Origin of the sequence: Sporosarcina ureae DSM 2281 (assembly GCF_000425545.1) — a bacterium.
Lineage (GTDB): Bacteria > Bacillota > Bacilli > Bacillales_A > Planococcaceae > Sporosarcina > Sporosarcina ureae.
On the sequence record NZ_AUDQ01000002.1, the window covers coordinates 1 to 18,084 of the forward strand.

An 18,084-nucleotide genomic window follows, 5' to 3' on the forward strand; every position below is an offset into this window, starting at 1 on the left:
ACTCGAAAGTTCTGGCCCATGACCGAAGGTATATTGTTTACCTATCGGTTGATCAAAACGATATATTTCATTTGCACGATACCATCTCATCCAGGTTTCAATCTGGGATTTATTTTTGACTCCGTGCTTCTCCATAATTTCTTTAGTTGTTAATTCCCCACTCAATTTATCTTTGACAACTGCCCATTTTACTTCGCTTGAATATACATTTTTTGCCCACGCAAAAACACCTCCGTTGTAAGTACTTTTTACAAGTGTACCACTTCGAAGGTGTTTTATATTGTCTCAAAAATTTAGGTTAGCCCATGGGCACGATGCCCATTCTTCCCTTTTTTGTTATTCAGCTACTTTAACTGTTTCGACTGGATTAATTAGTGTCTCCTCTTCTTCATCATCAGCGGAGTTGCTAATTATGCTTGAAAGTACATGAACCCGTAAAATAATACCTTCAATTCGGTTCGTTTCATCTATAACAACAAGTGGGTATTTCGAATCTAGTACACGGGGAATTATGTCTTGTACATATTCCTCAGGAGTAGCGGTCAATACATCAGTTGTCATCACTTCATCTAATGTTTTTTTGTTTTTCACGCCTTCAATCGCACAGTCGATTGTTACTAAGCCAAGCAACTGTCGTTCACGATTCGTAATGAAGACACTAGAAATACCGTTTTCCTTCATATTTTTGATTGCGACATGCAAACCATCTTTACCGTTCATAACACTTAACGGTTTTGACATGATATTCATAGCTTGTAACACTTTCGAACGGTCGATTTCACGAGTGAAGTCCATAATATAATCGTTTGCAGGTGTTTCTAATAACTCTTCCGGGGTACCGATTTGCTCTACGTGACCATCTTTCATAACCGCCACGCGGTCACCAATACGGAATGCTTCGTTGACATCATGTGTGATGAAGATGATCGTTTTTTGAAGACGTGTTTGAATATCCAAAAGTTCCATTTGCATCTCTCTGCGAATAAGCGGATCGAGCGCACTGAATGGCTCGTCCATTAATAGAATATCGGGATCATTTGTCAAAGCACGTGCAATACCGACACGCTGCCGCATACCGCCTGACAATTCATCAGGATATTGATTTTCATACCCTTTCAGACCGACCGTCTCAATATGTTTTTGTGCGATATTGCGACGCTCACTCTTCGATAGTCCGCGAATTTCTAGACCGTATTCAATGTTTTCTATAACGGTCCTATGGCTGAATAAACCAAAATGCTGGAAGACCATTGCGATTTTCTTCTGACGGTAAAATTTCAATTGTTCTTTATTGTACTTGACAATATTCTCACCATCTACATAAATTGCACCTGACGTAGGCTTGTTCAACAAGTTGAAGCAACGGATCAGTGTTGATTTACCACTTCCAGATAGCCCCATAATTACAAAAGTTTCACCTTCCATGATTTCCATGTTGGCATTATAGACACCTACTGTATGTCCAGTCTTTTCAAGGATTTCCCGCTTAGTAGTTCCTTTTTCGATCATAGGAATGACTTTCTTCGGGCGAGGACCAAAGATCTTGGTGACATTTTCTACTTTAAGTTTAACGGTCATGCTGATCTCCTCCCTGTATTTTGTAGGCGGTTTGCTACTCCATTTGTTAAACGGTCAATAATAATCGCTAAGAACACGATACTGATACCTGCTTCGAATCCTAGTGAAATATTGATTTGGTTAATAGAGAATAGTACACGTTCACCCAAACCGTGAGCACCAACCATTGAACCAACAACAGCCATGGATAAGGCCATCATCGTCGTTTGGTTGATTCCTGCCATCATAGTAGGCAATGCTTGTGGTAATTGTACTTTCATTAACATTTGGTTTCGAGAAGAGCCAAATGATTCTGCAGACTCAATCACTTCAGAATCAACGTTTCGAATACCAAGTTCTGTTAAACGGATCACTGGAGGTAACGCATAAATGATGGTCGCAATGATTGCGGGAACGTTCCCCAGAGGGAAAAAGAATATTACGGGTATCAAGTAGACGAATGTAGGCATCGTCTGCATGGCATCCAATAGAGGACGCATGATGACGGAAAATGTTTTACTAAATGCCATTAAGATGCCGACTGGAATACCGATCGCAAGGGATAGTACAACTGAAATGACGATAATAGCAACTGTTGTCATCGTATCTTCCCATAAATTGAAGGATCCAATCAAAAAGATAAAGGCGGCAAACATAATACCGTTTAAAACGGAATTAAAATACCAACCAAGTAGGAAAACCACAATCATGATGGCCCACCAAGGTGTAGCGAGTAAAGTTGTTTCAATCGTTCGGATTGTAGTGGAGGCAATAGTGAAGATGAAATCAAATAGCCAGCCAAAGTTCATTGCAAGAAAATCAATAAACTTTTCTACATAATCTCCTATAGGTATTCTGACGTTAGGGAATTCATTCATAGGCAGTAAGCTAGGACGTACTAGCTTGTCCCTCTCTTTCTCTACTTTTAGTATTCGTGCAAATTAAAAAGGGTGGAGCGGAAAGCGTCCACCCGGAAAATCTATAATGTATTACAGTGCTGCTTTTACTTTTTTAGCAACATCTTCAGGCACCCATGAAGTCCAAAGTTCTTCATTTTCTTTCATGAACCACTTTGCAGTATCTTCTGGGCTAGCTTCATTTTCACCCATATATTTTAATGCATCTTCTGTTAAAGCACTGCTAGTTTCGTAATGGCTGAAGAACTCTACTACTTCAGGAGCTTGTGTTTTCAAGTCTTTATGGACACTGACGTAGACATCATTAGGAGGGAATTCACCAGACTTATCTTTATCCCAAGCCTCTTGATCAAATGGCTCGTCTTCTAAAAGTGTTAAGTCATATGTTGCAGTGACCCAAGTAGGTGACCAGTAATACCCAACCCAAGGCTCACCTTTTTTATATGCGCTAGCTAAGTCCGCTACGATAGATGAGTCAGAACCTGGAGCTAAATACGTAAACTTTTCATTTAATCCATAAGTAGTTAACTTTTCATCTAAGTGTTTACTAACTATCCAGCTAGATGGTGCACCGATGATCCGTCCCTTATCCTTGTTTTCAGGATCTTGGAATAGTTCGGGATACATTTCTAAGTCTTTTACTGTTTTCAAATCCGGAGCTACTGCCTCAATATTACGCTCTGGATCGCCTTTAATAACGTATGTAGGGACATACAGGCCTTGTGAGTTATCGTCGAAGTTTGTTGAAACGGATTCAATGTCTCCACTGTCGATTGCTTTTGTATACGCGTCACCCAAGTTATCAGACCAAACTTCTGTATAAACGTGTAGATCACCTTGCTGTAACGCTTGCAATGTTGCAGAAGAAGTACCGTTTACTATTTCCGTATCATAGCCGTAGCCTTCTTCTAAAATGATTTGTGCAATGCCGTTGTGGAATCGAATACTATCCCATCCTGCATCTGCTAGTTTAATTGTACTAATGGAATCTTTGCTGTCATTGTTACCACACGCAGTTAATAGTAGTAATGTAAAGACAGATAAAAATAACATAAACTTTCTCAAAAAATCAAACCCTTTCTTTTTATAATTTTTTCATCACGAAATGCTGTTTTTTGCTCGGATCTCTTAAAATCAGACATAAGTTATAATATGCAGATAGTTCAAGAGATCAAGGAAAAACCATCATTATTCTCGCGATACTATTACATGAGTTTACAGGATAATTAAATTAATATCAATTTAATTATTAAGAAAACTATCGGTTTCAAGCGCTTTTAAAGAGATATTCAGCTTCTTTTTATAATAAAAAAATCAATGACATTCGATTGATTATGGTGGGTATACTAAGGTGCTAACCTATAGGGGGTAAAGGTTCGTGCTTTGTCGAATCATAGGGGAAATGATAATATATAGTACGCTGACTGTGTATATAAAAGGAAATTTTATCGTGCAATATGTTTATTTATGCACTTTGGACAAATATTTGTAACAGTTTAAAAGGAATCGTCTTGATTTTTTGATTTTACTTTTAAGAAAATGATATAGTTATATGTACGAATGGAAAAATATTTAAATGTAACGTAAAAGGAGAACGGACCCATATGACGAAAGAAGCCCATGTTGTTTCGAGTACGACTCAAAGCCGCTCGGCGTCTACCTTCTTCTCGGATATTAAATCATTAGTTAAAGGACCTGTACTAATCGCGAATGTCTTTCCGGTTTTTACGGGGTTTTGGTTGGCACTATATTTTTCAGGTATGACACTTACAGGTAACTGGGGTGTGTTTCTGCTAACCATGATAGGTAGCACCTTTTTAGTTGCAGGTGCACTTGTAATGAATAACTGGTTTGATTCTGATATTGATACGGTGATGGAGAGAACGAAAAAACGTCCGACTGTGACAGGAAGTTTTGCTTTGAAAACCGTATTAAAAACCGGTTTGATATTATCGGGGATTGGCATGTTATTATTATTATTCACTACTTTAGAAGCGGCGATTTATGCATTTATCGGATGGTTTACGTATGTAATACCCTATACCATGTGGTCTAAACGTAAATATACATTAAATACAGTCATTGGTAGTGTGTCGGGAGCAGTAACTCCCCTCATAGGATGGGCAGCTATTATGTCGGCGGATCATATCGTACCTATTGTTTTGGTTGCTATACTATTCATTTGGCAAATGCCTCATACATTTGCAATTGCTATGAAAAAGTACAAAGATTATAGCGCGGCTAACGTAGCGATGTTGCCTGTTGTTTATGGTTTTAATTTCACTAAGCGCCAAATGTTGGTTTATGTATTATGTTTATTGCCGTTACCGTTTTTATTAACGATGTTCGGTACTACTTTCATTATCATCGCGACATTGATGAACCTTGGATATATTGCGGCTAGTATCTACGGGTTTTATGCAAAAGATGATTATAAGTGGGCTAACTTCATGTTCTTATATTCAGTCAATTACATGACGCTATTATTTGGTATGATGATTCTTTGGACTTTTTAGTGAATACAAAAAAGACTTCCTTTCACACGATGTGAAAGAGAAGTCTTTTTTATGTTAGAATTATTGAGAAGTTTGAAAAGTCAGGATTAAATCATGCGATAGATAACAATGAACGACAGATATTAGGAGGCGTCTTAATGAATGAGCAAGTACAGTTACTGAAGCCGAAACTAGATGAAGTGTTTGCGCATTTACACAGTCATCCGGAAGTCAGTTGGAAGGAAACGGAAACAACAACTTACTTGAAAGAATTTCTTGAGAGTGAAGGATTTCATGTGAATGTATTTGATGGAATAACAGGTTTATCCGTGACGATTGGTGAAGGTAAGCCAGTAGTCGGATTACGCGTGGATATAGATGCATTGTGGCAAGAAGTAGATGGTGTTTATCAAGCGAATCACTCATGCGGACATGATGGACATATGACCATGGGAATTGGCGCCTTGCTTATGGCAAAAGAGCGTGGTATTCCTCAAAAAGGAACATTGAAAGTATTCTTCCAGCCAGCAGAAGAGAAGGGCGAAGGTGCTTTAGCTGTTCTTGAGCAGGGATTGATCGATGATATCGATTACTTATTTGGCGTTCATGTACGGGCTGCAGATGAAATGGCGGACGGTTACTCCGCTGCTTCACTGCGTCACGGGGCGGCGAAGATGATTAGTGGAACGATAAAGGGGACGGAAGCACATGGCGCAAGGCCACATCAAGGAAAGAATGCTATCGAGATTGGTGCTTCGTTAGTGGGAGGCTTGCAGTCCATACATTGTAATCCGATGGTTTCCCATACAGCAAAGATGACGATGTTCCAAGCGGGAGGCGAATCCGCAAATATTATTCCAGGAAACGCGAAATTCAGTTTGGATTTACGTGCCCAAGAAAATGGTGTCATGGACGAATTATATGAACAAGTGGAACGTGTAATTCAAGCGGTTGAAAGACAATACGATGTAGAAATTAACTATAAAATAATGGCGGAAATGGTCGCAGCGGAAGTAGATGCCGAAGCGGAAGATCTTATGTATCAGGCGATTGTTAAAGTAATTGGCGAAGAGAAGGCTACACGTACTGTCGTCACACCCGGAGGAGAAGATTTTCACTTTTATTCTGTCCGCCGACCGAGTGTCAAAAGTACAATGCTTGGATTGGGATGTGGCTTAACACCAGGACTTCACCATCCATATATGACGTTTAATCAAGATGCATTGGCAACAGGAGTCGAAATTTTGACAACTGCCATCGAATTAACATTCCAATCTAAAAAATAGAAGGTGACAGTATGAGGAAGGATATAAAAGTTAGAAAAGTGACAGCTATCGAAGACATTTATTCCGTACAAAAACTTGAGAAGCGGATTTGGGGAATGGAACCTATTCCTGTCCATCAAACCATCACTGCAGTCAAAAATGGTGGCTTAATTGTCGGAGCATTTCTAGAAAATCGTTTGATTGGCTATTCCTATAGCTTTGCAGGATATTCAAAAGGGGAAGTATATCTATGCTCTCACATGCTTGCGGTAGATGAAGAATTTCAAATGATGGGCATTGGTAAGCTTTTAAAAGAAGAACAACTTCGTCTGGCGCGGGAAATGGGATATCGATTAATCGTCTGGACATTCGATCCACTCGAAAGTCGCAACGCCTACTTAAATACTGCGAAGTTATACGGTGTGTGTTATGACTATATAGTTAATTGCTATGGGAGTATGGACGATGGGTTAAACAAAGGCTTACCGACTGATCGTTTTCAAGTGGCCTGGTGGATTGATAGTCCGCGTGTGTTGGAGAAATGGCAACCTGATCTCACATATAGTCGTCCTTTTCAAATTCACTTGAGTGAAGATTCACACCCTGTCGTACTTTTGCTCGAAACGAATGATTGGCTGGAGGCAGAAGCGATAGAAGTGCCAGTACCCAAACAAATTCAATTGTTGAAGAAAGAAAATCCGCAATTGGCCTATGAATGGCGAATGGAAACGAGAAATATATTTCAACAACTGTGTAATGAAGGGTTCGCTTTGGTCGATGTATGCAGAACAGAAGAACCTGTCCAGTACTATCGTTTCTGTAAACGATCCATCATTCCGTTGCAAAATGAAAGGAGCTTATCCAATGAAAATTAACTCGATTACAATTCGTAGAATGAATATGACGATGAAACATCCATTTACAACAAGTTTCGGAACGATACAGCAGAAAGATTTCCTTTTGGCAACTGTCACAGACGCGGACGGGCATGAGGGATGGGGAGAGTCGGTTGCGTTTACGGCACCTTGGTATAGTGAAGAAACGACCGAAACGACGATTCACATGCTGCGTGATTTCCTGATTCCTGCAGTGCTTGGCAAGACTATTTCACATCCCGATGAAGTAAGTGATTTATTTGGGCATATCCGCAAAAATAATATGGCTAAAGCGACAATTGAAGGGGCGATATGGGATGTATATGCGAAACATCACCATATGACGCTTGCCGCAGCACTCGGAGGGAAACGGCAACGTATTGAAGTAGGTATCAGCATTGGAATTGAGGAACATGTTGAAGATTTATTGGCCAATATTAATGGATTTATAGAAGAGGGATATAAGCGCATTAAAGTGAAAATCAAACCTGGATATGACGTGGAAGTGATTCGTGCCATTCGAGAAGCCTATCCTGATGTACCGTTAATGGCAGATGCGAACTCTGCTTATACACTAGACGATGTAGAGTTGTTGAAAGAACTGGACCAGTTTAATTTAATGATGATTGAGCAGCCACTTGCTTCCGACGATATTATCGATCACGCAACACTACAAAAACAAATTAAGACACCAATTTGTCTAGATGAAAGTATTCATTCGTTGGAAGATACGCGTAAAGCTATCGAACTGGGTAGTTGTAAAATTATTAACGTGAAAACTGGTAGAGTGGGTGGCTTGTCAGAAGCGAAGAAAATTCATGATTATTGTGCTACAAAAGGGATCGATGTATGGTGTGGCGGCATGCTGGAATCGGGTATTGGCCGAGCGCAAAACATAGCATTGACAACATTACCTAATTTCACGCTCCCTGGTGACACAGCGGGGTCTTCACGTTACTGGGAACAAGATATTATTACACCAGAAGTAGTGGCTAATGAAGGTTATATTACGGTTCCGACAGGAGATGGAATCGGATACATTCCAAACATGGAAGCAGTGGAACGATTTACAGTAGACAAATGGGTATTTTTATCTGAATAATTATTCAGTTGTTGTTATTTAGTCATCACATGTGCTAGACTCTTAATTAATCGAATAAGTTTCCTTCGGGGCAGGGCGTAATTCCCTACCGACGGTGATGAGCTTACAAGCTCTTAGTCCGTGACCCGGATGCTTTATATAAAGCAGAAGGTGGATTTGGTGAAACTCCAAAGCCGACAGTTAAAGTCTGGATGAGAGAAGGAACAGTGCGTATATACTACATGTAATGATTTTTCATTACTGTTTATAACGTTTATTTAGTCATGGTTACAAGCCCCGCATACTCTTTTGCGGGGCTTTTGTATGTAGAATTGTCACTAGAGGAATACCGTAAGTTGGAGTGTTGCTCAATGAATCAAAATTATATGGAAATGGCTTTGCAACTCGCGGAAAATGTGGCAGGTCAAACCTCTCCTAATCCACCTGTAGGTGCGGTTGTCGTAAAAGCGGGCCGGATCATTGGAATGGGCGCACATTTACAAGCGGGAGAGCGCCATGCCGAACGAGTGGCGCTAGATATGGCTGGAGCCAAAGCAACGGATGCTGATTTGTATGTAACACTTGAACCGTGTTCACACACCGGTAAAACTTCACCTTGTGCAGATGCCGTTATTCAAGCGGGTATCAAACGTGTCTTCGTCGCAACAGCGGATCCGAATCCGCTTGTAGCAGGTAAAGGCATTGCAAAACTTCGTGAGGCAGGAGTAGAAGTAACCGAATCGGTTTCCGTTGAACTTGCTAAAAACCTATATGCACCATTTTTTCATTTTATTAAAAATAAAACACCTCATGTGACAATGAAAACAGCTATGACGATAGACGGTAAAATTGCGACTTCAAAAGGAGATAGCAAATGGGTGACGAGTGAGCAAGCGCGACTCGATGTCCATCAGCTTCGCCATACGCAAGATGCAATTTTAGTAGGTGTGCAAACGCTTCTTCATGATAATCCTCTTCTCACCACCAGACTGCCCCTAGGTGGACAACATCCTATTCGAGTTATTTTAGATACATCTTTACGAACACCGGAATCTAGCCAGATCATTCAAAACACAGAAGCACCGACGTGGATTTTTTGCGGAAAATATGCGGAATTATCACGTGAAAAGTTACTGAAGAAGCCGCATGTCCAGATCATCCGAATGCAGAAACCTCAGCTAATTGTAGAAGATATTCTACTAGAGCTAGGAAGACGTGGTGTCATGACATTGCTTGTAGAAGGTGGCGCCGCTATTAATGCTTCATTTGTAAAAGCGCGAGCTGTACAGAAAGTCATTTGCTATGTGGCGCCAAAATTACTTGGTGGAATTGGGTCTTTGACGCCAATTAGCGGGCTGGATCCTCTAATGATGAATGAGGCACTTCCGCTAACATTTGAAAGTGTGGAAATGATCGGTCCAGACATTAAAATCATAGCTGTACCGAAAGAGAGTGATTAAACAGTGTTTACAGGAATAATTGAAGAGATTGGTTCAGTTCAGCAAATACAACCTGGTGCTCAGTCTATGACACTAACGATAGCAGCATCTCTTGTATTGACAGATGTTAAGGTTGGAGACAGCATCGCGGTCAACGGTGTCTGTTTGACGGTAAAGAGTTTCTCGAAAGATCGATTTGCAGCGGACGTCATGCCTGAAACCGTATCCTCTACTTCGCTACGACAATTAGCGATGGGAAGTCCTGTGAATTTAGAGCGGGCACTCGCGGCAAATGGCAGGTTAGGTGGACATTTTGTCACGGGACATGTAGACGGAATAGCCACGATCCGTGATAAGCGAACAGTTGATAATGCATTATATATACGCTTGTCATTACCGCAAGGATATGATCCCTATTTGTTACATAAAGGCTCTATCGCATTGGATGGTACTTCATTGACGATCTTCGAAGTGAAAGATACGGATATTACGATTTCGTTGATTCCACATTCGCAGGAAATGACAGTCATTTCGAAAAAGCCGGTAGGGGATGTAGTCAACTTTGAATGCGATATGCTCGCAAAATATGTTGAGAATATGTTGCAAAAAAGACAAGATACGGATCAAACAATGTCGAAAGATTTTTTACAACAGCACGGATTTATGTGAAGGAGTGAATGAGGATGTTTCATACAATTGAAGAAGCGTTAGAAGATTTACGACAAGGTAAAGTTGTAATCGTAGTGGATGATGAAGATCGAGAGAATGAAGGGGATTTTGTAGCATTGGCCGACCAGATTACGCCTGAAATCATCAACTTCATGGCAACGAAAGGTCGAGGCTTGATTTGTGTACCGATAACAGAACAGAAAGCAGCCCAACTAGGCTTGCAGATGATGACCGATAATAATACGGATTCACATGGTACGGCGTTTACAATCAGTATCGATCACAACTCCACCCATACCGGGATCAGTGCATTTGAACGTGCAGATACAATCGTTAAAATGATGGGACCGAATGCAACAGCAGGTGAATTCAAACGTCCTGGACATATATTTCCACTCGTAGCGAAATCAGGCGGTGTACTGGAACGTACGGGACATACTGAAGCTGCGATAGATTTGGCGCGACTGGCAGGCAGTGCTTCTGCAGGTGTAATTTGTGAAATTATGAGTGAAGACGGAACGATGGCGCGTGTGCCGGAGTTACGTCAGATGGCTGAAGAATTAGATTTGAAACTAATCACCATTCAAGACCTCATTCATTACCGTCTACAGCGAGAGCATTTAGTTATACGTGAAGCAGAGATCAAGCTGCCAACGGACTATGGAGAATTCTGCATGGTCGGCTATACCGAGACTATGACAGGCAAAGAACATGTTGCGTTGGTAAAGGGCGACGTTACGACAGAAGAGCCGGTCTTAGTGAGAGTTCATTCAGAATGCTTAACAGGCGATGTCTTTGGATCATGCCGTTGTGACTGTGGTCCACAACTGCAAGCGGCTCTCTCTCAAATTGAAGAAGAAGGGCGCGGTGTATTGTTGTATATGCGTCAAGAGGGCAGAGGCATAGGATTGATGAATAAACTGAAAGCCTATGCACTGCAAGAACAAGGCTATGATACGGTAGAAGCGAATGAAAAACTTGGATTTGCGGCTGATTTACGTGATTACGGTATCGGCGCACAAATTCTTCGTGAACTCGGTATTACGCAAATGCGTTTGCTGACGAATAATCCGAAGAAAATCGCTGGTTTAAAAGGATATGAATTAGAAGTGGTGGAACGCGTCTCGATCCAGCTACCATTTAATGAAGCAAACGAAAAGTATTTACACACAAAAGCGGAAAAACTAGGTCATTTATTAACTTTATGAGGAGAGATGAAAAATGGGTAATTTATTCGAAGGACATTTAGTAGGTACTGGTTTAAAAGTAGGTATCGTCGTAGGGCGGTTTAACGAGTTCATCACAGGGAAGTTACTTTCTGGTGCACAAGACGCGTTTAAACGTCATGGTGTAGATGAAGCGGATGTAGACATAGCGTGGGTGCCAGGTGCGTTTGAAATCTCGTTAATCGCAAAGAAAATGGCAGATTCTAAAAAATATGACGCAGTCATTACACTAGGCACGGTCATCCGTGGTGCGACTCCTCATTTTGACTTTGTTTGTAATGAAGTGGCAAAAGGTGTTTCGCAAGCTGGTATGCAATCAGGTATCCCTGTAATTTTTGGAGTGCTCACAACGGATACAATTGAGCAATCAATCGAGCGTGCAGGCACTAAGGCGGGGAACAAAGGCTGGGACGCAGCGGTGTCTGCTATTGAGATGGCGAACCTAACGAAGCAGTTTGATTGATTAATAATAGAGTAAAAAGAGGATGTCCCGGAAGTTACTATACTTCATGGGATGTCCTCTTTTATAATGTGTAATTCAAATTCAAATTCAAATTCAAATTCAAGTGCAAGATTGAAAGGGTTAGCGAATGAATGTAACATCCCCAACACCCATGCAAGCTGCTCTATTACAAACTCTATGAACAAAAAAACTGTCTAAGAAACCATATTGGTTTCTTAGACAGTACTAAATTCGTTATTTTACCGCTACTACGCCTAACTTTTCTCGTGCCTGAACAGTGGCAATTACCATATTCTTCAATGCTGCAACTGTTTCTTCACGCTTTCTTGTCTTCAAACCACAATCCGGGTTGATCCAGAACTGGTTAGGCTCTAGCACTTCAAGACCTTTGTTGATAATCTCTGTCATCTCTTCGACTGCAGGGACGCGTGGGCTATGGATGTCATAGACACCTAGACCGATTCCTTTGTCGTAATGATACTCATTGAAAGCCTCGACCAAGTCGCCGTGACTACGTGAAGTTTCAATAGAGATGACGTCTGCATCCAGTGCGCTGATCGCTTCGATAAAGTCATTGAAATCACAATAGCACATATGTGTATGAATTTGCGTCGTATCTTCGACTGATGCTGTGGATACGCGGAAAGCATTAACAGCCCAGTCCAGATAATGTTTCCACTCAGCTTTCTTTAATGGAAGACCTTCTCGAAGTGCTGGCTCGTCAACTTGGATCATATGAATGCCGGCTGCTTCAAGCGCTTCAATTTCCTTACGCAAAGCGAGTGCAATTTGGTTTGTCACTTCTTCTCTCGACAAGTCGTCACGAACGAATGACCAGTTTAAAATAGTGACAGGACCCGTAAGCATTCCTTTTACTTCATGATCTGTAAGGGATTTTGCATAAACGGATTCTTCCACAGTCATGGGTTTAGTGAACGCAACGTCTCCGAAGATGATTGGAGGCTTAACACAACGTGAACCGTAGGATTGTACCCATGCTTTCTCAGTAAAGACAAAACCGTCCAGCTTTTCACCGAAATATTCCACCATGTCCGTACGTTCGAATTCGCCATGTACCAAGACATCAAGTCCCAAGTCCTCTTGAATATCGATCCATTCTTTAATTTCAGCATTAACAAAATCTTTGTATTGCTGATTCGTAATTTCACCTTTTCTCCATTTATTCCGTGTAGCCCGTACTTCTGGCGTTTGTGGGAAACTACCGATTGTTGTAGTAGGAAGTAGTGGCAATTGGAATTTTTCCTGTTGCTTCACTTTACGTTCTGCAAATGGAAGATTTCGCTTACTGTCAGAAAGTAGACTTCCGGAAGTCGCTTGGCGTACTTCTTTATTATTGCGAGCAGGAAGGGCATTAAATGCAGTCAGTGCTGCTTCACTGTCTTCAAATACTTTAGTGAATTTTTCTTTTCCATATTGTAAAGCTGTTTGAATAGCTTTGATTTCTTCTATCTTCTCATCAGCGAATGCTAATGCGTTCAAGATGGTTTGATCTAGTTTCTGTTCCGAGCGAGTCGTGACAGGTGAGTGGAGCAAGCTACATGAAGGTTGAATCCACAATTTATCAGGTGAAACTTGCTGTTGGATTGTTTCAGTCAATGTAAGCTTTTTCTGTAAATTAGAACGCCATACGTTGCGTCCATCTACAATCCCTGCCGCAAGTACTTTGTCTTTTGGGAAGCCATGTTGTTTCAGATTATCTAAGTTTTTCTCGCGTCCGTGGACGAAATCGAGTCCGATCGCTGCAACAGGTAACGCAATCGTTTCTGTATAATGTTCAACTGAATCAAAGTATGTCTGTAGAAGAATATTCAGTCCGCTTAGATTATTTGTCAGTTGTGAATAAATTTCTGTTACAGTTTTCATTTCATCTGAGCTGATTGATGTACATAAAATCGGCTCATCGATTTGAACCCATTGTACTCCTTCATCCTGTAATTCCTGGAGTACTCTTTGATAAAGTGGGATCAATTGCAGGATGATAGATGGTACATCATTATCCTCAAACCCTTTAGATAATTTCAATAATGTATAGGGGCCAAGTAGAACGGGTTTACCTTCAATACCTAGTTCTTTCTTTGCTTCACGATAAGCAGCTAGCGGTTTATTTTCAGTTAGTTCAAAACGCTGACCTTCGTATTCGGGCACGATATAGTGATAGTTCGTATTGAACCATTTTGTCATTTCGGAAGCGACTGCCTCATCATTACCGCGAGCCATCGAAAAGTATGTGGAAGTGGAAACTTGTCCGCCTTTCCAGTTATAGCGTGAAGGGATGATTCCAAACATTACAGACGTATCGAGTACACGATCATACAATGTGAAGTCACCTACAGCAATGAAATCAATTCCGGCATCTTGCTGTTTTTTTAAGTTCGCCAAGCGAATCTCTTTCGTTGTTTGAAGAAGATCATCCTCTGAAATCTTCTTTGACCAAAATGCCTCAAGTGCGCGTTTCCACTCACGATTTTCACCTATGACCGGATAGCCCGCTATACTACTTTTTACCATGGATAAATTCCCCCTTGATTTTTTATAATAAAAAAACATCTCTAGGGGAGATGTTAGAAATGCGAGTACATATAAAATAACATGCTAAAAATAGCATGCGTTTATAGACTGCGTCTGTCTAACACTTCCCTATTCATCGTAGGATTAAGCGTCATGAAAAATAGGCAGGTGTCTGGCTGGACGCATGGGCGTCTTCACAGTGGCGGGACCGCTCCAAGAAAAGGATTCCCTTTTAAGAAATGAAAATATTTTCATTCCACCTACTTTTCAAACTATTCAATTCAGATGATTGTCTCTAAAACTATCACATGCAAAATAGTGTGTCAACTTGCTATCTGAATTTAGTGGCGGGTACCTAAAGAACAAATGGCGTAGTGAAATAATGAAACAGTATATTTCCTCTACTGTTATATAACTGATGTCAATAGCTAGACTCAGACGTAATTAACCATGATGTGAAAATTTACACAATTCAGTTGAAAGTCAACTAGACTTTAGGTATGATATGTACTAACACGTCTTCAAGTGAAGAAGTCATTCGTTTGTTATGTGTCGATTTTTGATCGACAGGCTATGGGGTGTTGCCGAATAATGGACGATGATAGGTGTTCATCGCTATATGTTATACAACAGAATAGCGCAAAAAACATTAAGGGGTGGCTTTATCCATGACAAACTATGAAAAAGTAGGTAAATTGCAAGTCGCAACAGAACTATATAACTTCGTAAACGAAGAAGTTCTTCCGGACTTAGAAGTCCAACGTGATCAATTTTGGACAAACTTTGATTCGCTCATTCATGAACTTGCTCCTGAAAACAAAGCGCTATTAGAAAAACGTGATGAATTGCAAAAGACCATTAGCGAATGGCACCAAAATAATAAAGGCGAAATTGATTTCGCTAAATATAAAGAGTTTTTACAAGAAATTGGCTACTTAGAGCCAGTTCCTGAAGATTTCAAAGTAACAACAGCAAACGTTGACAATGAAGTCGCAAACCAAGCAGGTTCACAATTGGTAGTTCCCATCGATAATGCTCGTTATGCATTAAATGCAGCGAATGCAAGGTGGGGAAGTCTATACGACGCGCTTTATGGATCGGATGTAATTAGTAATGAAGCGGGTGCTGAAGCTGGCGTTCAATACAATCCGATTCGTGGACAAAAAGTAATCGATTTTGCGAAAAACTTGTTAGATCAAGCAGCGCCTTTAGCTGAAGGATCTCATGCAGAAGTAACAGCTTATAAAATTGCAGAAGGTAAACTTCAAGTAACGCTTGAAAGTGGTAACACAACTCCATTGCAAGATGAGTCCAAGTTCGTTGGATATAATGGCTCTGAAGACGCACCGACTGCTGTATTGTTAGTGAATAATGGATTGCATATCGAAATCGCTATCGATAAGAATAATCCAATTGGTAAAAGTGATAAAGCAGGTGTGAAAGATCTTGTACTTGAAGCGGCACTCTCTACATTGATGGACTGTGAAGACTCTATTGCTGCAGTAGATGCTGAAGATAAAGTTGGTGTATACCGTAATTGGCTTGGTCTAATGAAGGGCGACTTGGAATCAACATTCAAGCGCGGTAGTAACACAGTTACAAGAAAATTGAATCCAGATCGTACGTATACAGGCGGAGATGGCAAGGAGTTGACTCTGCGTGGTCGTTCATTGATGTTCGTACGTAACGTAGGTCACTTAATGACTAATAATGCTATCCTAGACGAAAATGGCAATGAGGTACCTGAAGGGATTTTGGATGGTGTTCTTACATCACTGATTGCTACACATAACTTTAAAGAAAACACAGAGTTTAAAAACTCCCTTCACAATTCCATTTACATTGTAAAGCCGAAAATGCATAGTCCAGCTGAAGCGGCATTTGCGAATAAACTATTTGATCGTATTGAAGATCTACTAGGTGTTGAGCGCAACACAATTAAAATCGGAGTTATGGACGAAGAGCGTAGAATGTCACTGAATCTGAAATCGGCAATCAATGAAGTGAAAGAGCGTATTGCATTTATCAACACTGGATTCCTTGACCGTACAGGTGACGAAATTCATACGTCTATGGAAGCAGGTCCAGTTATTCGCAAAGCGGATATGAAGACGTCTGAATGGCTATCTTCTTATGAATCTGCAAACGTAGCAGTAGGAATTGGAGCGGGTCTACCTGGCCACGCACAAATTGGAAAAGGAATGTGGGCAATGCCTGACTTAATGGCTGCAATGCTTGAACAGAAAATTGCTCATCCAAAAGCTGGAGCTAGCACTGCGTGGGTTCCATCACCAACAGCTGCAATTTTGCATGCATTGCACTACCATGAAGTAAATGTTAAAGATGTACAAGCCGGAATTGACAGTTCGATCGATTACCGCGATGGTATCCTTGACATCCCATTGGCACCTAAAGCGGATTGGTCTGCCGAAGAAGTACAATCTGAACTAGATAACAACGCACAAGGTATCCTGGGCTATGTTGTTCGCTGGATTGACCAAGGAGTAGGGTGTTCAACAGTTCCTGATATCAATGATGTCGGATTAATGGAAGACCGTGCAACATTACGTATTTCGAGTCAGCACATTGCAAACTGGTTACGTCATGGGGTTTGTACGAAAGAGCAAGTAAAAGAAACTTTGGAGCGTATGGCAAAAGTAGTGGATCAGCAGAACGCGGATGATGAGTTGTATCAGTCGATGGCACCGAACTATGATGATTCCATCGCGTTCCAAGCAGCGTCTGACCTGATATTTAAAGGGGCAGAACAGCCAAGTGGATATACGGAGCCGATCTTGCATGCTCGTCGTATTGAAGCGAAAGCAAAAGCCAAACAAAAAGCGACAGTACAAAACTAATAACCATTCCAAACCGTCTCTCTTTCGCTAACGGAAGAGAGACGGTTTTTTACTAAATTAATCAGAGATGGATATTTTTCAAATAAGTCTGTCAACATGCTATACTAGCGAGAATGATGAAAAGGGGATGAATAAAGCATGTTGCAAACAAATCAAACAGTTTTCGTATTAGTCGATGTACAAGGAAAGCTCGCGCAAATCGTTAATGAAAGTAAGGAATTACATGATAACTTGGAAAAACTGATCAGAGGATTACAAGTATTGGATATTCCTATACTATGGCTCGAACAATATCCTGATGGTCTAGGACCGACTACCGAATCGTTATCGAACTTGCTTGAAAAACAACAACCGATTGCCAAAATGACATTTAGTGCAATGGGCAATGAAGAATTTGTTAAACAGTTGAACGAGTTGGGTAGGAAGCAAGTATTAATTGCAGGAATTGAAACGCATATTTGCGTGTATATGACAGCGGCTGATCTTGTGAAACAAGGCTATGAAGTAGAAGTGGTAGTGGATGCAGTCACTTCAAGAACAGAAGCTAATAAAATGATCGGCTTACAAAAGATGAAACATCTTGGAGTCTCAGGTACGTGTGTAGAAACAGCTTTGTATGAGTTGCTTGGTGAGGCAGGGACAGATGAATTTAAGCAAGTTTTGAAAGTAATCAAATAGAAAAAAAGCGAAATGCCTATTTTGATGGCATT

The 18,084-nt window shown here is 40.8% G+C and carries 15 protein-coding genes and 2 riboswitches; of the genes, 10 read left to right on the plus strand and 5 right to left on the minus strand.

What is annotated here, in order from left to right:
- From H605_RS19690 to H605_RS0102390, 4 genes are all read right to left on the minus strand, one after another.
- Window positions 1-279 (minus strand): helix-turn-helix domain-containing protein (locus tag H605_RS19690; protein WP_155979466.1); only part of this gene is annotated, 279 nt, incomplete at its 3' end.
- Window positions 280-336: 57 nt separating this feature from the next.
- Complete coding sequence (locus H605_RS0102380; protein ID WP_029052717.1) at window positions 337-1,578, minus strand: quaternary amine ABC transporter ATP-binding protein; 1,242 nt, start codon at window positions 1,576-1,578, stop codon at window positions 337-339.
- Entirely contained in the window at window positions 1,575-2,435 is an 861-nt protein-coding gene (locus tag H605_RS0102385) for an ABC transporter permease (RefSeq protein ID WP_029052718.1), read from the minus strand. The genes H605_RS0102380 and H605_RS0102385 overlap by 4 nt, the downstream gene beginning before the upstream one ends.
- A 111-nt stretch (window positions 2,436-2,546) precedes the next feature.
- On the minus strand, window positions 2,547-3,527 hold the full coding sequence (locus H605_RS0102390) for an ABC transporter substrate-binding protein (RefSeq protein WP_232321245.1): 981 nt from the start codon (window positions 3,525-3,527) through the stop codon (window positions 2,547-2,549).
- A gap of 551 nt (window positions 3,528-4,078) precedes the next feature.
- On the opposite strand from H605_RS0102390, the gene cyoE reads away from it, so the two are divergent.
- From cyoE to ribH, 8 genes are all read left to right on the plus strand, one after another.
- The gene (gene cyoE, locus H605_RS0102395; RefSeq protein ID WP_029052720.1) at window positions 4,079-4,990 is read left to right on the plus strand and encodes a heme o synthase; all 912 of its coding nucleotides are present in this window, start codon (window positions 4,079-4,081) and stop codon (window positions 4,988-4,990) included.
- A 137-nt stretch (window positions 4,991-5,127) separates the two neighbouring features.
- The gene (locus tag H605_RS0102400) at window positions 5,128-6,255 is read left to right on the plus strand and encodes a M20 peptidase aminoacylase family protein (RefSeq protein ID WP_029052721.1); all 1,128 of its coding nucleotides are present in this window, start codon (window positions 5,128-5,130) and stop codon (window positions 6,253-6,255) included.
- An 11-nt stretch (window positions 6,256-6,266) separates the two neighbouring features.
- Entirely contained in the window at window positions 6,267-7,109 is an 843-nt protein-coding gene (locus tag H605_RS0102405; RefSeq protein ID WP_029052722.1) for a GNAT family N-acetyltransferase, read from the plus strand.
- Window positions 7,099-8,211 carry an o-succinylbenzoate synthase gene (menC, locus tag H605_RS0102410; RefSeq protein ID WP_029052723.1) on the plus strand — a complete coding sequence of 371 codons (1,113 nt, stop codon included), beginning with the start codon at window positions 7,099-7,101 and terminating at the stop codon, window positions 8,209-8,211. The genes H605_RS0102405 and menC overlap by 11 nt, the downstream gene beginning before the upstream one ends.
- Before the next feature lie 57 nt (window positions 8,212-8,268).
- A riboswitch (FMN riboswitch) is annotated at window positions 8,269-8,418 on the plus strand.
- Window positions 8,419-8,561: 143 nt separating this feature from the next.
- Complete coding sequence (ribD, locus tag H605_RS0102415) at window positions 8,562-9,650, plus strand: bifunctional diaminohydroxyphosphoribosylaminopyrimidine deaminase/5-amino-6-(5-phosphoribosylamino)uracil reductase RibD (protein ID WP_029052724.1); 1,089 nt, start codon at window positions 8,562-8,564, stop codon at window positions 9,648-9,650.
- Between the two features lie 3 nt (window positions 9,651-9,653).
- On the plus strand, window positions 9,654-10,298 hold the full coding sequence (gene ribE, locus H605_RS0102420) for a riboflavin synthase (RefSeq protein WP_029052725.1): 645 nt from the start codon (window positions 9,654-9,656) through the stop codon (window positions 10,296-10,298).
- 14 nt (window positions 10,299-10,312) lie between these two features.
- On the plus strand, window positions 10,313-11,506 hold the full coding sequence (locus H605_RS0102425; protein WP_029052726.1) for a bifunctional 3,4-dihydroxy-2-butanone-4-phosphate synthase/GTP cyclohydrolase II: 1,194 nt from the start codon (window positions 10,313-10,315) through the stop codon (window positions 11,504-11,506).
- 13 nt (window positions 11,507-11,519) lie between these two features.
- Window positions 11,520-11,987, plus strand: coding sequence for a 6,7-dimethyl-8-ribityllumazine synthase (gene ribH, locus H605_RS0102430; RefSeq protein ID WP_029052727.1), 468 nt, complete (start codon window positions 11,520-11,522; stop codon window positions 11,985-11,987).
- A gap of 234 nt (window positions 11,988-12,221) precedes the next feature.
- Here the strand turns inward: ribH and metE are convergent, their stop codons facing one another.
- A complete protein-coding gene (gene metE, locus H605_RS0102435; RefSeq protein ID WP_029052728.1) occupies window positions 12,222-14,516 on the minus strand; it encodes a 5-methyltetrahydropteroyltriglutamate--homocysteine S-methyltransferase in 2,295 nt (764 codons plus the stop codon).
- Between the two features lie 146 nt (window positions 14,517-14,662).
- Window positions 14,663-14,795: riboswitch (cobalamin riboswitch) on the minus strand.
- Window positions 14,796-15,184: 389 nt separating this feature from the next.
- On the opposite strand from metE, the gene H605_RS0102440 reads away from it, so the two are divergent.
- Window positions 15,185-17,374 carry a malate synthase G gene (locus H605_RS0102440; protein WP_029052729.1) on the plus strand — a complete coding sequence of 730 codons (2,190 nt, stop codon included), beginning with the start codon at window positions 15,185-15,187 and terminating at the stop codon, window positions 17,372-17,374.
- Window positions 17,375-17,512: 138 nt separating this feature from the next.
- Window positions 17,513-18,052 carry a hydrolase gene (locus H605_RS0102445; protein WP_029052730.1) on the plus strand — a complete coding sequence of 180 codons (540 nt, stop codon included), beginning with the start codon at window positions 17,513-17,515 and terminating at the stop codon, window positions 18,050-18,052.
- Window positions 18,053-18,084: the final 32 nt, after the last annotated feature.